Genomic DNA, 15,027 nt, shown 5'->3' on the forward strand with positions numbered 1-15,027 from the left:
ACGGGGATTTATTAATTCACTTCACAATTAGTTCGCAAAGTAAAAAAATTGTCCCGTTATAGAATTTCGGAGTGCAAGATGTACATGGCTCAACCGGGCCATATTGATCATATCAAACAGGTCAATGCTGGTCGTGTATATAAACTAATTGACCTAAAAGGTCCTATTTCTCGAATTGATTTGTCCAAGCAGAGTGAGCTTGCTCCTGCTAGTATCACCAAAATCACTCGAGAATTAATTGAAGCGCACTTGATTCATGAAACGACAGTACAAGAAGCGACGAGTCGTGGTCGACCTGCTGTCGGTTTGCAGGTCAATAATGAAGGCTGGCAATTTTTGTCAATGCGTTTGGGGCGAGGTTATTTAACCATTGCTTTGCATGAGTTAGGCGGTGATGTACTGATCGATACTAAAATCGAGATACACGAGCTTGATCAAGACGATGTGCTTGAGCGCCTGCTTTACGAAATTGATGAATTCTTTCAGACTTACGCGGATCAACTTGATCGGGTTACCAGTATTGCCCTTACGCTGCCTGGTCTCGTGAACTCAGAGCAAGGTGTCGTTTTGCAGATGCCTCATTACAATGTCGAAAATCTTGCTCTTGGACCAGAGATATACAAAGCAACAGGCTTGCCAGTTTTCATTGCCAATGACACGCGAGCTTGGGCATTAGCAGAAAAGCTTTTTGGTCATTCTCAAGATAATGACAACTCCGTTCTTATCTCTATCCACCACGGTTTAGGTGCGGGCATCATTCTGGATGGGCGCGTTTTGCAAGGCCGTCACGGTAACATTGGTGAACTCGGGCATATTCAAATTGACCCAAATGGAAAACGTTGTCATTGCGGCAATATTGGCTGTTTGGAAACCGTTGCCAGTTCTCAAGCAATTCGTGAAGAAGTCGTAAGACGAATCGCTGATGGCGAAGACTCTATTCTTGCTAAACAAGAAGAAATGAGTATTGAGAGCATTTGTGAAGCCGCTGCAAACGGTGATCCTTTGGCCGTCGATGTGATTGAAAAACTTGGACGCTACTTAGGCTCTGCAATTGCTATTGTGATCAACTTATTTAACCCTGAGAAAATCTTGATCGGTGGTGTGATTAACCAAGCAAAAGATGTGCTTTATCCTGCGGTTCGTCGCTGTATCGAAGAGCAGAGTTTACCTGTTTATCACCAAGATCTTGAGCTGGTGGAGTCTCGTTTCTATAAGCAAGCCACAATGCCTGGTGCCGCGTTGATTAAGCAAGCGTTGTACGATGGTCAACTATTGATGAAGGTTGTGGAAGGTTAAGTACTTTTTAACATGATGATGTGCCTGGCTGTTGAGACTGCATTTGTAGGTGATTTAGGGTGAGACTTAACGGCTCACCCTTTTTGATCGCCTATTACTAGAAAGGGAATTTGAGTTATGTTGCATTGCTATATCTGCGCCATTCATGTAATTTCCTAAAAAGCTCAAGTAAATAAACAAAATGGCTTTCAATGTGCTGCGTGACTTTGCGTCTGATGCAAAGAGAAGTAATACGCTAAAACTGTTGTACTTTAAAGCTGTGCTCGAAAAGCCAAATATTTTAAGGTTATTTGGTTATATAACCTTGCTGTGTCTGTACTGATTTCGAGTAAAATAAGAATTATCCATAATTTAGGTAGTAGTATGTCCGGAGTGTTAAATACGGTTGACCAGCGTACAAACTTGGTTGGTGAAAATCGACTAGAGCTTCTGCTGTTCACTTTAAATAGTCGCCAATTATTTGCGATTAATGTGTTCAAAGTGAAAGAGGTCATCAAGCTTCCACCGTTAACCAAGCTCCCTGGATCGCACTACAATATTCGTGGGGTTGCTTCTCTACGAGGTGAAGCGGTACCAGTGATTGATTTACGAGGCGCAATTGGTTTTCCTGCTTTACGTGGTGAAGCGGAAGAAGAAAATTTGATCGTGACAGAGTACAACCGCACGGTGCAGGGCTTCTTAGTCGGTCCGGTTAAAAACATTATTAATACGGCATGGACTGAAATTCAGCCGCCTCCTTCCACGTCTGGTCGCTCGAATTACCTCACGGCTATCACGCAAATCAAAGAGGGGGATGCCTCTCAAATTGTCGAAATTATTGACGTTGAAAAAGTTTTAGCAGAGATCGTGCATTACGACGTGACTATTTCGGAGGACATTCTCGATCAAGAACTGGCCCAAGCAATGGTCGGGCGTAATGTTCTGATTGTGGATGATTCCTCTACAGCTCGTAATCAAGTTCGCGATACGCTTTCTCAATTGGGTATGAATATCATCGAGTGTCGTGACGGGCTAGAAGCGTTAACGGTTTTAAAACGTTGGTGTGATGAAGGTAAAGATGTAGAAAAAGAGCTGTTGATGATGATTACGGATGCTGAAATGCCTGAAATGGACGGTTATAAACTGACCCATGAAGTGCGCCAAGATCCACGTATGTCTAAGTTGTTTATCACATTGAACACTTCTCTGAGCGGTAGTTTTAATGAAGCCATGGTACAAAAAGTAGGCTGTGATCGCTTTATATCTAAATTCCAACCGGATCTGCTGGTTGAAGTTGCTCAAGACCGATTACGCCAGATGCTTTCTAAAAGTGCATGATTAGATCTAGTGAAATCAGAGGGAGCGCACCTCTCTCTGATTTTTAACATCTCTCTCCTTAATTCCTCTGTACTAATGGAAATCCCGAGATTTACTTTGTAGATTGTTCAAGTAGTGCGTGCAATCAATCAACTTACCAGCAATGACGTGCGTGACTTCTCCCTCTCTTTCAAGAATGCCTTTCACCATTAATACTTTAGCGCCTAAATACGCTTGCTTTTGGGCTCGTGCTGTAGCTTGCCAAACGACCACATTAATGTTGCCCGTGTCATCTTCTAACGTAAAAAATGTCACGCCAGCGGCGGTGCCTGGAGATTGTCTTCCTGTTACCACACCTACCACTGTGACCAGTGACTTATGCGGTTTCTCTGTCAGTTGCCTCATGCGGGTAAAGTGAGGGAGTTTGCCCGTTTCTTCTAATAATTTAATTGGATGGCGGCTAAGAGATAGTCCCGTGCTTGCGTAATCCTCAATTAAATTTTCATATTCAGAGGGTTGAGTCTGGTAGCTAACATTGGGTTCTTCGACCTTGTGAAACAATGGTAGGTCAGATAAGGAATCCATTGCTGCCCAGCGAGCGTTATAACGATTTCCCGATAAGGCTTGAAATGCATTGGCTGAAGCCAATAATTCAATGTCACTTCGGCTTCTTAATATCTGCTTTACTTCTTGAATCGATCGGTAACCATTAAGTGGTTTGCGCTCAATAAGCCTTTGTGCGCTTTCTGCGTTAAAGCCTTTCACCAAGCGAAAACCAAGTTGCACGCCGAGCCTGCCATTCGGACGTGAGACGAGATGATGTTGATATTTTGAATGATTGACGCACACCGGCAATACTTCGACGCCATGTCGGCGAGCATCTTGTACTAATTGCGATGGGCTATAAAATCCCATTGGTTGGCTGTTCAACAATGCAGTGTAAAATTCGGCTGGGTAATAATATTTTAACCATGCAGAACAATATGCCAGCACTGCGAAAGACGCTGAATGACTTTCAGGGAAGCCGTACTCACCAAAGCCGCAAATCTGATCGAAAATGCGCTCAGCAAACGCTAAGTCATAACCTCTCTCTTGCATACCATTGATCAGTTTTGGTCTGAATTTAGCGAGATCGCCATTCTTTTTCCATGATGCCATCGCTCGACGGAGTTGATCGGCCTCGCCGCCGCTAAACCCTGCGGCTACCATGGCTAGCTTGATGACTTGCTCTTGGAAAATAGGGACGCCCATAGTCCGCTCAAGAACGCTTTTTACTTCTTCCGATGGATAACTGACAGGCTCTTTGTGATCTCGTCGTTTTAAAAAAGGATGCACCATATCACCCTGAATAGGGCCTGGACGAACAATTGCAATTTGAATCACTAAGTCGTAATAACAAGCAGGCTTTAGGCGAGGAAGCATGCTCATTTGTGCACGAGATTCTATTTGGAATACGCCTATCGTGTCAGCTTTTTGGATCATGCGATACACGTGTGGATCATCTTGTCGGCGAGTGATTTCGGAAATAGAGAGGGATCGCTGGTGATGTTTCTCGACCAGTTGAAAGCACTTTTTGATGGCGTTTAACATGCCGAGTGCGAGTACATCGACTTTTAGTAGCTTCAAGCTTTCTAAATCGTCTTTATCCCATTGAATGATAGTGCGATCTTCCATCGAGGCATTTTCAACAGGTACCAACTCATATAAAGGGCCAGATGAAATTACAAAGCCACCTACGTGCTGAGATAAATGGCGTGGGAAGCCAATGATCTCGTTGACCAATTGGATAAACTGCTGCCCTTTGAGAGATTCTGGTTGTAAGCCAAGTTCAATAATTTGAGCTTGCCAGCCTTGGCTGCGATCTCGGCGATTAACGTTCTTAACGAAAAAATCTAATTGCGTCTCTTCAATCCCTAGTGCTTTACCGACTTCACGCACGGCACTTTTAAAGCGATAGCAGATCACTGTTGCAGCAAGTGCTGCACGCTCACGACCATATTTTTTGTAAATATACTGGATAACTTCTTCACGGCGCTCGTGTTCAAAGTCCACATCAATATCCGGCGGTTCCTTACGTTCTTTACTGATAAATCGTTCGAATAAGACAGCGATTTGTCGAGGATCGACGGCGGTAATTTCCAGGCAATAACACACCACAGAGTTTGCAGCGGAACCTCGCCCTTGGTAAAGAATGCCTTGCTGTTTCGCGAACATTACGATGTCGTGAATAGTAAGGAAGTAGTAGTGGTATTTAAGCTCTTGAATAAGCGCCAGTTCATTCTCGATGGTTTGATTGACTTCTGCTGGCACGCCTTCAGGAAAACGCAGCTTTTTACCACGTTCGACCAACATACGTAAGTAAGAGTCGGGTGTATAACCATCTGGGATCAGCTCGGTAGGATATTCGTATTTTAAATCGGAGAGCTTAAACTCGCATAAATCGGCGATGTAAGTACTTTCTTCCAGCCATTCTGGTTTGTAAATCCGAATCAACTTTTTAAAAGGACGAAGCGCTCGCTCAGTATTCGAAATACGGTCAAAACCGAGTTTATCGACGCTACACCCATGTTTTATAGCAGTAAGTACATGTTGTAATGGCAAGCGTTCAACGTCATGCATGAGAACGCCTCCGCAGGCAGTTATAGGTAATTGAAATTCATGTGCTAACTGCTCGCAGTGCGCAATGTACTCAGTATCGTTGTTACTCAAATGGCGCTGAATCGCTACCCACAAACGATTAGCGTGGTGTTGATTGAGCCAGCGCCCCCAATAGTGATCACTCTCTTGATGTGTGGGCAGCCACAATACCAAACAATGTCGAACCGACATCAAATCCCATTCGAACAGTTGATAGTTGCCTTTTTCACTGCGTCTTCTTGCGTTTGTGATGATACGACACAACTCGGCATAAGCCTTGCGACAAGGGCAAAGCAGTACGATTTGGCATTCATCATTTAACCAAAACATACTTCCAACGATTTGTTTGATATCGAGTTTATGTTGTTCGATGGTCGCATGGGCTTTGACAACGCCCGCGACTGAACATTCATCCGTTATAGCTAGAGCTTGATAGCGATAGAAAGCAGCTTGGAGTACCAGCTCTTCTGCATGAGAAGCTCCAGTCAAAAAAGAGAAGTTAGACTGACAAAATAGTTCCGCGTAACTCATAATGACCCAACAAAAATAACTGTCGATTTAACAAAAATAGCCATGAAGAAACCAGTGCTTGTGCTGATCACGAAATATCCATAACCAGCGGCCTTGCTTGGTGTGTGCAATGTAGTAATCACGCATGATCTCATCACCATCCCACCACCCAGAAACTATTCGCTCAGGTCCGTGGACCAAAGAAACTTGCTCTTGCAATACAATGGGAGTCGGTAATTGCATTGCTGGGCGTAGTATGGATGGTATGGCGTGCCCCTTTTCATCCGTAGCATCAGCAGGGCGATACTGACTGGCCTTTTCTGGTCTAGGATCGCAAGCAATATTGGGTTTTAAAACGGCACTTTTTCCCAATTTAGCTTGCAGTAAAGAAAGCAACTCTAAAGCATTCATGTTTCCTTTCTGCCCAGCAAAGAGATCGCGTGATGCACTAAGAGGCTCACCTTGACGGATGACTTTTAACGTTAGCCCTGTGACTGGGCCATTAAGCGAGAGTGACTCTAAGCTCAAACTCGCAAACTGTTGCCAACGCTGACATAGGTAATCACCTTGCGCAGAAGTGAGTTGAAGGTGTTGCTCTTGTTTCTCACGCTGGTGGAGTGTTAAACACAGTTCAAAAGCGACCTTATCTCTTAATTTAAGAAAGATTTCGAGTTGACGAAGCAATTTGGCCAACGGCTTTTCAATCCACTGAACGTTTTCGATCTCAAACAACAGCTCTAAATAAACTTGGAAGGATTCGGTAGGGTGATAAAAGTCGACAGGGTGTTTAAACTGCCCAGTCAGTCGACCAACGTAGTTCACCAAATCGATATCAAAGCGTCGTGCGATGTCTTGCAATGGCAGTTCAAGCAGGTTTTGCAATGTGGTGACACCTACACGTTGTAACTTCTCTACGGTAGCGTTTGATAAATCTGTCAGTGTTAACGGTATTGGTGATAAGGCTTTTTGTATGGCAGATTTGTCTTCGCTGATGACGTTCGCTCCTGATAATGCCATCAATTTGGCAGCAAAAGGCGAAAAACCACATCCGAATTGAAAACTCAGTTTCAGCTCCGATAAGTGAGCTCTGACTTTGTTCCAATAGTTTTCAAACCCTTCATACAGAGCGAGCATTGGAGTAGCACGCAGCAAAATACCTTGGTTTGGCATCAACACAACGTCAGATGTGATCAAATACAGCCATTGAGCAATTTCTTGTAACTTGCTCCATTCGGTGTGCGGATGATAAGGATGCACTTGTAAATCTCGACACAAGGACGCAGCACTGCCTAGGCCCATACCTGGCTTAATGCCTTGTTGTTCGGCAATCTCGTTGTATTGAATAATCTGGCAACGTTGGCTTTCGACAATCACCACGGGTTGTTTTTGGTTATCACCAAAGAGTGCGTCTAGCTGCAGGCGAGGGAAGTGCAAGTAAATCCACAGAGCCATATCACTAACCTTGGTTCGCCAGTGGGAAATTGACCACAGTCGAGTGCACAGTTTCAGATGATGGTTTCACCAGTTGCGGGTAATGGTGTTGGAATCCGATACTAACGCTACCTCTATTCCAGCCTCCTTTCCTTTTCAGCACTTCAACATGAATCCCTTGCTCGTCGCCTTTCAGTTTTAAACTGAGTGACACAGGCAAAGACAAGCGGTTGATAGTATCTGTTTTAAGCATAAAGAGAGGGCAAGTACCTTGTTCACTCGCTACCTGTAAGCGTTTCACTTGATGTATTTCAAGCTCTTCTTGCCATAACAAAACATTACTGCATACCCCACTTTTCAGACATTGCTCTGCAGCCCAAAGAGCATCTTTGGGATGAGCTGGATTAACGACCCACACTTGGTTTATATCCAAACCGATGTAGTGTAAGAACAGAGAATTCACTAACGCGGGAGGTTGAATAAATGCGGTCACACCATTGGTCTGGGTGGCTTTTAAATAAGGAGCGAGCAAACGCAATTCACCAATACTACCAATAGATTCCATCTCCACTACGCCATGAGGTGGAAAGCCTCCGCCGAGCAAATCATCTAATTCAGAAAAACCGGAACTAGTCTGCAACTGCTGAGGATCTGCTTTCGTTAAATTTGCTTGCCAAACAAGGTGTTGGCTTTTTAAGTTCTGAATAATATCTTGCATAATAAATACCTGTATATACATACAGTATATTTCTGTGGGAGAAAGTCGCAAGATTTTTATGAAGAGAGAAATGAAAAAAGGCAGCGTTTGCTGCCTTTTCAATCGATTATGTGAGGTAACCTGAATGAGTTATTTACGCTTCGGTTGAGCGTCGATGCACTGACCGTTCACATCGGTAACCGCAGGATCCATTAAGTGCAAATATAGCGGCATGATATCCAGTGGCGTTTTGAGAGTATTCGCATCTTCACCCGGATATGCTTTTTCACGCATGCGAGTACGAGTGGCACCAGGGTTAATTGCGTTAACGCGGATCGGTGTATCACTCAGCTCGTCAGCTAAAACTTGCATCATGCCTTCTACGGCAAATTTAGAGATAGCGTATGGCCCCCAGAATGCGCGGCCAGAGTGGCCGACGGTTGAAGAGGTAAAGATAATACGCCCAGCTTCTGATTTACGCATCACAGGCAGTAATGCTTGAGTCATTAGCACTTCGGCTTTCACGTTGATCTGCATGATATCGTCGAAGTCTTCCTCTTTGATTTGATCAAATGGACACAGCGAACTCAAGACACCTGCGTTGTGTAATAGACCATCCAAGCGACCAAACTGTCCTTCGATTGTCTCTGCCATATCAATGTAATTCTGCTGAGTTGCACCCTTGAGATCCAATGGAATGATAGCAGCTTGTGGATAGCCAGCAGCTTCAATCTCATCATAGATAGATTCAAGGTTTTGCACATTTCTACCCAAGAGAATAACAGTTGCACCGTGCTCGGCATAAGAAAGCGCGGCTTGACGGCCGATGCCATTACCAGCGCCAGTAACAAGAATGACTTTACCTTTTAGAGCATCAGCTGAAACGGAGTAGTTCACGGCGATAAATCCTTATTATTGTAAGAGGGTCCATGATAGTTAATTGACGCTAAAAAACGCCTGTTTCTCAATGGAAAATCTTGGTAATCGTGACAAGATGGTTACAATACACCAATTCATGTGTTATACCAATTCCAGAACTTTCGTTAGGTATGCTATCAATCAGAACAAGTGGTTACAAACCGCGCTGCCTTCTCGCTGATGTTTCTGCGTAACATACTAACGTCATCTGAAATGAGATAAAGGAGCTCTCGTTGGAATTTTTATTAGATTATGGTCTGTTTCTGGCCAAAATTATCACGGTGGTTGCTGCGATAATTGTTCTGCTCATTATTGCAAAATCGGCTGGTGGCAAATCGGGTGCGGCGAAAGGGGAGTTAGAGATTACCAACCTTTCAGAGCAACACAAACAATCTGTTGAGCAGTTAGAGCATCATTTGCATGACGATGCTTTCATCAAGGCTCGAGATAAAGCCGTCAAGAAAGAAGAAAAAGAGAAGAACAAATCTCGCGAGAAAGAAATCAAACAAGCGAGCAAAGACGGTTCATTAGATAGCAAGCGTGAACCACACCTATTTGTTCTTGATTTCAACGGTAGCATAGACGCAAAAGAAGTCGCGTCTCTACGTGAAGAAATCACCGCTATTTTGGCTGTCGCACGTGAAGGTGATGAAGTGTTACTTCGCTTAGAGTCTGGCGGTGGTATGGTTCATGGTTACGGCCTTGCCTCTTCTCAACTGGACCGAATCAAAGCTGCGGGTCTTCCTCTGACCATCTCTGTTGACAAAGTTGCGGCAAGTGGCGGTTACATGATGGCATGTGTAGCAGATAAAATTGTTTCTGCACCATTTGCAATTGTGGGTTCTATTGGCGTTATCGCACAGATTCCTAACTTCAACAAACTGTTGAAGAAACATGACATTGAGTACGAACAACTAACAGCGGGTGAATATAAACGCACGCTAACGATGTTCGGTGAGAATACCGATAAAGCGCGCGATAAGTTTAAGCAAGAACTTGAAGAAACACATGTCTTGTTTAAAGACTTCATCCGTGAGCGTCGTCCTAGTTTGGACCTAGACAAAGTAGCCACTGGTGAGCACTGGTTCGGCACACAAGCGAAAGAGCTTGGTTTGGTGGATGACATTAGTACATCTGATGATATCGTTGTTGCGGCATGCAAAGATAAAACTGTACTTTCTGTGCATTATGTACAAAAGAAAAAACTGGCCGACAAGCTAGCAGGTGTGGCGGGTAAAGTCGCTGATAGTGTGATTTTAAAGTTAGCTGAGCGTGGTCAAAAGCCGATTGTTTAATCGAGCTTAAGTTCATGACATTTAAAACGGCGAGGGCGGAAGCTCTCGCCGTTTTTGTTGAACTTTATGTTTATTGATGAATCCAATTACGCATTAGGTGTAATGCGTTACACGACATTTTTCCTCGCTCCAAAGACTGATTACCCGTATAATGTGCGCCTCGAAAACCGAGCAAATTGCTGAAAAGAAACTATTGGTGGAGAAGAACATGTCCTCTCAAACTCCGGTTGTAACCGTAGATGGACCTAGTGGTGCAGGTAAAGGCACTTTATGTATGTTGCTGGCGAAAAAGTTGGGTTTCCAACTCTTAGATTCTGGCGCAATTTATCGTGTACTTGCACTCGCTGCGATTCACCACGGTGTCGACACCGAGTCAGAAGATGCTCTTGTCCCACTAGCAACACACCTAGACGTTCAATTTATCGCGGAAGGTGACTTAGTTAAGGTCATTCTAGAAGGCGAAGATGTGTCAGGGGAGCTTCGTAAAGAAGAAACGGGTATGGCAGCATCTAAAGTTGCGGCTTTGCCACGTGTTCGTGAAGCATTACTACGTCGTCAGCGTGCATTTGAGACCGCTCCGGGTCTGGTTGCTGATGGTCGTGATATGGGCACAATTGTATTCCCGAGTGCGCAAGCAAAAATCTTCCTTGATGCGAGTGCTGAAGAGCGTGCAAATCGACGCCTTAAACAGTTGCAAGAGAAAGGGTTAGATGTTAGATTTGCTGACCTTTTAAGCGAGATCCAAGAGCGTGACGACCGAGATCGTAACCGCCCAGTGGCGCCATTACGCCCTGCTGAGGATGCGCTTGTGCTAGATTCTACGTCGATGACTATCGACGAAGTAGTAGAAAAGGCACTACAATATATCGAATCGAAGCTAGCTGAGTAATAATACTCGACTAGGCTAAGAGCGTTGGTCGCAAGGATGATGACTGGCGAATTTAATAACCCCATGCGGTAGGATACCCGTGGAAGTTTAATTTATTGAAGATTAATTAAATGACTGAATCTTTTGCTCAACTCTTTGAAGAGTTTCTAAACGAAACAGAATTCCAACAAGGCAGCATCGTTAAAGGTACTGTAGTAGCTATCGAGAACGGTTTCGTTCTTGTTGACGCTGGTCTTAAGTCTGAATCTGCTATCCCTGCTGAACAGTTCAAGAACGCTGCTGGCGAACTTGAAGTTGAAGTTGGCGCTGAAGTAGACGTAGCTCTAGACGCTGTTGAAGATGGTTTCGGTGAAACTCAACTTTCTCGTGAGAAAGCTAAGCGTCACGAAGCTTGGATCGTACTTGAGAAAGCTTACGAAGAAGCTGAAACTGTTGTTGGTATCATCAACGGTAAAGTTAAAGGCGGTTTCACTGTTGAACTAAACGGTATCCGTGCTTTCCTTCCTGGCTCTCTAGTAGACGTACGTCCAATCCGCGACACTGCTCACCTAGAAAACAAAGAGCTAGAGTTCAAAGTTATCAAACTTGACCAAAAACGTAACAACGTAGTTGTTTCACGTCGTGCAGTTATCGAATCAGAGAACAGCGTTGAGCGTGACGAGCTTCTAGAAACTCTACAAGAAGGTTCTGAAGTTAAAGGTATCGTTAAGAACCTTACTGACTACGGTGCGTTCGTTGACCTAGGTGGCGTTGACGGTCTTCTACATATCACTGATATGGCTTGGAAGCGCGTTAAGCACCCATCTGAAATCGTTAACGTTGGTGACGAGATCCAAGTTAAAGTTCTTAAGTTCGACCGTGAGCGTACTCGCGTATCACTAGGTCTTAAGCAACTAGGCGAAGATCCATGGGTAGCAATCGCTAAGCGTTACCCAGAAGGTCACAAACTAACTGGTCGCGTAACTAACCTAACTGACTACGGCTGCTTCGTTGAAATCGAAGAAGGCGTTGAAGGTCTAGTTCACGTTTCAGAAATGGATTGGACTAACAAGAACATCCACCCTTCTAAAGTTGTTAATGTTGGCGACGAAGTTGAGGTTATGGTTCTTGAAATCGACGAAGAACGTCGTCGTATCTCTCTAGGTCTGAAACAGTGTAAAGCTAACCCATGGCAGTCATTCGCTGAAGCACAAGCTAAAGGCGACAAAGTTACTGGTAAGATCAAGTCTATCACTGACTTCGGTATCTTCATCGGTCTAGAAGGCGGCATCGATGGTCTAGTTCACCTATCTGACATTTCTTGGAATGTTGCTGGCGAAGAAGCTGTACGTGAGTACAAGAAAGGCGACGAGATCTCTGCAGTTGTTCTAGCAGTAGACGCTGAGCGTGAGCGCATCTCTCTAGGCATCAAGCAAATGGAAAATGACCCATTCAATGCTTACGTTGCTGACAACAAGAAAGGTGTTCTAGTTAACGCTACTGTAACTGCTGTTGACGCTAAAGGCGCTACTGTTGAAATCGCAGAAGGCGTTGAAGGTTACATCCGTGCTTCTGAAGTATCACGCGATCGCGTAGAAGATGCTTCTCTAATCCTAAGCGCTGGTGATGTTGTTGAAGCGAAGTTCACAGGTGTAGACCGTAAGAACCGCGTAATCAACCTATCTATCAAAGCTAAAGACGAAGCTGACGAGCAAGAAGCAATGGCATCTATCAACAAGCAAGATGACAATGCATTCGGTAACGCAATGGCTGACGCTTTCAAAGCTGCTAAAGGCGAATAATATACTCGCTTAAGCAAAAAAGGAGCCGCAAGGCTCCTTTTTTATATTTGGTCATATTTAAGTAGTAATACTAATGACAGTAAACTATCTTAATAAAAGGCATTTCTTCATTGCGCATTTTGCATAAAATTTGTCTAGAATTGTCAGCAAGTGTTTGTTGGAATTAGTATTACTTACTATAATAAGTGATAAAGATACTCAAAGAGGGCAACTATGACTAAGTCTGAACTGATTGAAAGACTCTGCGCTGAGCAAACACACTTATCAGCGAAAGAGGTAGAGGATGCTGTAAAAGATATTTTAGAGCACATGGCCTCTACACTAGAGAGCGGTGACCGTATCGAGATCCGTGGCTTTGGTAGTTTTTCTCTTCATTACCGCGAGCCTCGCGTAGGTCGTAACCCTAAAACGGGCGATAAAGTGGAATTGGAAGGTAAATACGTTCCACATTTCAAACCTGGTAAAGAACTTCGTGAGCGTGTAAATATTGGTTAATGCACTCTTATTAGTTTGAAAAAAGCGGCATACGTTTGTGTATGCCGCTTTTTTGTAATGTATCCAAGTTAGTCATACATCCAAGATCGTTTACTAATCTAATTGTGGATTCAGCCGTTTTCCTTGCTGCTTTCTATACCCAAATAACTTTAACTTCTAAGCATGTCTACAAACTAAGCATCTTGAGGTTACTTGGGTATAGATTATTGCTAATATACGTAGTCTGAAGAAGCATTTTCCTGCATAATCTTACCGACTTACTCCTAGAAGGGTGATGTAACATGAAAATTATAAAAATCGTTGCTGTTTTAGCTCTCTTTTTAATTGCATTGGCGTTAGGTTCCCAAAACCAAGAGCTCGTGACTTTTAACTATCTTCTAGCAAAAGGAGAGTTCCACTTATCTACGCTATTAGGTGTAGTATTTGTGGTTGGCTTTGCTTTAGCGTGGGTTATCTTTGGTAGCATCCAACTGAAAACTCAGCTACAGGTCCGTCGTTTAAAGAAAAAACTGAAAAAGTACGAACCAACTGAATCAAACAACGCTGCTGATAAGCCAGCCATTGAAAAACAGGCATAAGGATAAGGCTTAACTTTAATGCTTGAACTACTCTTCTTGTTGTTGCCTATAGCTGCTGCGTATGGCTGGTATATGGGGCATCGCAGCGCTCAGCAAGACAAGCAGAAGCAATCTCATCAAATCTCTCGTCAGTATATGACGGGTCTTAATCTGCTGCTCTCTGACCAATCAGATAAGGCTGTCGATCACTTTATTGAATTGCTCCAAGTTGATAACGAGACCATTGATACTCACCTTGCGTTGGGTAACCTGTTCCGGTCTCGTGGTGAAGTCGACCGCGCAATCAGAATTCACCAAAATCTTATTTCTCGTTCAGGCTTAACACTGGACCAAAAGAACCTCGCCCTTCAACAGTTAGCGAAAGACTACATGGTCTCTGGTTTTCTTGATCGTGCAGAGAAAATCTTCGAACAGTTAGTCGAAGAGCCAGATTACAAAGAGGCGGCTCTTCAACAATTAGTGACCATTTATCAGCAAACACGAGAATGGGAAAAGGCGATTTATTACGCGAACCAATTGGCTAAGTTAGGTAATAAACGCTCAAGGATGCGTGCAAATATTGCCCATTTTTGGTGTGAAATAGCCATGCTCGACCAAGCTGATGGGAATACTAATAAGGCAATACAGCATTTTAAAAAAGCGTTAGCGGAAGACCCGAAGTGTGTTCGAGCAAGTATTGCTTTGGGACGAATTTACCTAGAGTCTGAAGACTATAAGCACACCATCAAATATCTGACGGGGGTACTTGAGCAAGATAAAGACTTTATCAGTGATGTCTTGCCAACTATTGCAGAATGCTATCATCATCTGGGTCAGGAAGATGAACTTGTCGAGTTTCTGAGAGCTTGTATTGATAAGAAAGCAGGCGTATCAGCCGAGTTGATGTTGGCTCAATTAGTTGCTCATCACGAGAACGTTGGGGCTGCTCAAGAGTTACTGACGAAACAATTGCTGAAAAACCCAACCATGAAGGGCTTCTACCGTTTAATTGATTACCACATTGCAGAAGCAGAAGATGGTCGAGCGAAAGACAGCCTATCAACACTACAAGCGATGGTGGGTGAACAGTTAAAAGTGAAACCACATTACCGATGCCGGAAGTGTGGATTTTCTACCCATTCCCTTTATTGGCATTGTCCGTCCTGTAAAGGATGGGGGACGATCAAGCCAATCCGCGGATTGGATGGTGAATAATTCTTAATGC

The 15,027-nt window shown here is 43.9% G+C and carries 12 protein-coding genes; 8 read left to right on the forward strand and 4 right to left on the reverse strand.

What is annotated here, in order from left to right:
* Positions 1-78: 78 nt before the first annotated feature.
* Positions 79-1,296 carry an ROK family protein gene (locus R7M72_RS03540; protein WP_005385828.1) on the forward strand — a complete coding sequence of 406 codons (1,218 nt, stop codon included), beginning with the start codon at positions 79-81 and terminating at the stop codon, positions 1,294-1,296.
* Positions 1,297-1,659: 363 nt separating this feature from the next.
* Positions 1,660-2,613 carry a chemotaxis protein CheV gene (locus R7M72_RS03545; protein ID WP_005372976.1) on the forward strand — a complete coding sequence of 318 codons (954 nt, stop codon included), beginning with the start codon at positions 1,660-1,662 and terminating at the stop codon, positions 2,611-2,613.
* 72 nt (positions 2,614-2,685) lie between these two features.
* On the opposite strand, the gene R7M72_RS03550 is transcribed toward R7M72_RS03545, so the two are convergent.
* The 4 genes from R7M72_RS03550 to R7M72_RS03565 form a co-directional block, all read right to left on the reverse strand.
* Complete coding sequence (locus tag R7M72_RS03550; RefSeq protein WP_318056033.1) at positions 2,686-5,760, reverse strand: error-prone DNA polymerase; 3,075 nt, start codon at positions 5,758-5,760, stop codon at positions 2,686-2,688.
* Between the two features lie 27 nt (positions 5,761-5,787).
* Positions 5,788-7,191: a DNA polymerase Y family protein gene (locus tag R7M72_RS03555; RefSeq protein ID WP_318056034.1), complete on the reverse strand. Its 1,404-nt coding sequence runs from the start codon at positions 7,189-7,191 to the stop codon at positions 5,788-5,790.
* A gap of 4 nt (positions 7,192-7,195) precedes the next feature.
* A complete protein-coding gene (gene imuA, locus R7M72_RS03560; protein ID WP_017633866.1) occupies positions 7,196-7,888 on the reverse strand; it encodes a translesion DNA synthesis-associated protein ImuA in 693 nt (230 codons plus the stop codon).
* A gap of 129 nt (positions 7,889-8,017) precedes the next feature.
* Positions 8,018-8,764, reverse strand: a complete 747-nt coding sequence (locus tag R7M72_RS03565; RefSeq protein WP_005372980.1) for a YciK family oxidoreductase — start codon at positions 8,762-8,764, stop codon at positions 8,018-8,020.
* Positions 8,765-9,018: 254 nt separating this feature from the next.
* On the opposite strand from R7M72_RS03565, the gene sohB reads away from it, so the two are divergent.
* The 6 genes from sohB (at position 9,019) to lapB (ending at position 15,017) form a co-directional block, all read left to right on the forward strand.
* The gene (gene sohB / locus R7M72_RS03570) at positions 9,019-10,080 is read left to right on the forward strand and encodes a protease SohB (protein ID WP_005385819.1); all 1,062 of its coding nucleotides are present in this window, start codon (positions 9,019-9,021) and stop codon (positions 10,078-10,080) included.
* A gap of 208 nt (positions 10,081-10,288) precedes the next feature.
* On the forward strand, positions 10,289-10,969 hold the full coding sequence (gene cmk / locus R7M72_RS03575; RefSeq protein WP_021033981.1) for a (d)CMP kinase: 681 nt from the start codon (positions 10,289-10,291) through the stop codon (positions 10,967-10,969).
* Between the two features lie 110 nt (positions 10,970-11,079).
* Complete coding sequence (rpsA, locus tag R7M72_RS03580; RefSeq protein ID WP_005385817.1) at positions 11,080-12,750, forward strand: 30S ribosomal protein S1; 1,671 nt, start codon at positions 11,080-11,082, stop codon at positions 12,748-12,750.
* Between the two features lie 213 nt (positions 12,751-12,963).
* The gene (ihfB, locus tag R7M72_RS03585) at positions 12,964-13,245 is read left to right on the forward strand and encodes an integration host factor subunit beta (RefSeq protein ID WP_005385816.1); all 282 of its coding nucleotides are present in this window, start codon (positions 12,964-12,966) and stop codon (positions 13,243-13,245) included.
* Between the two features lie 281 nt (positions 13,246-13,526).
* Positions 13,527-13,823: a LapA family protein gene (locus tag R7M72_RS03590; protein ID WP_005376663.1), complete on the forward strand. Its 297-nt coding sequence runs from the start codon at positions 13,527-13,529 to the stop codon at positions 13,821-13,823.
* Between the two features lie 18 nt (positions 13,824-13,841).
* On the forward strand, positions 13,842-15,017 hold the full coding sequence (lapB, locus tag R7M72_RS03595; protein WP_005376665.1) for a lipopolysaccharide assembly protein LapB: 1,176 nt from the start codon (positions 13,842-13,844) through the stop codon (positions 15,015-15,017).
* Positions 15,018-15,027: the final 10 nt, after the last annotated feature.

The organism is Vibrio sp. YT-18 (assembly GCF_033337345.1).
GTDB classification, from domain to species: Bacteria; Pseudomonadota; Gammaproteobacteria; order Enterobacterales; family Vibrionaceae; genus Vibrio; species Vibrio alginolyticus.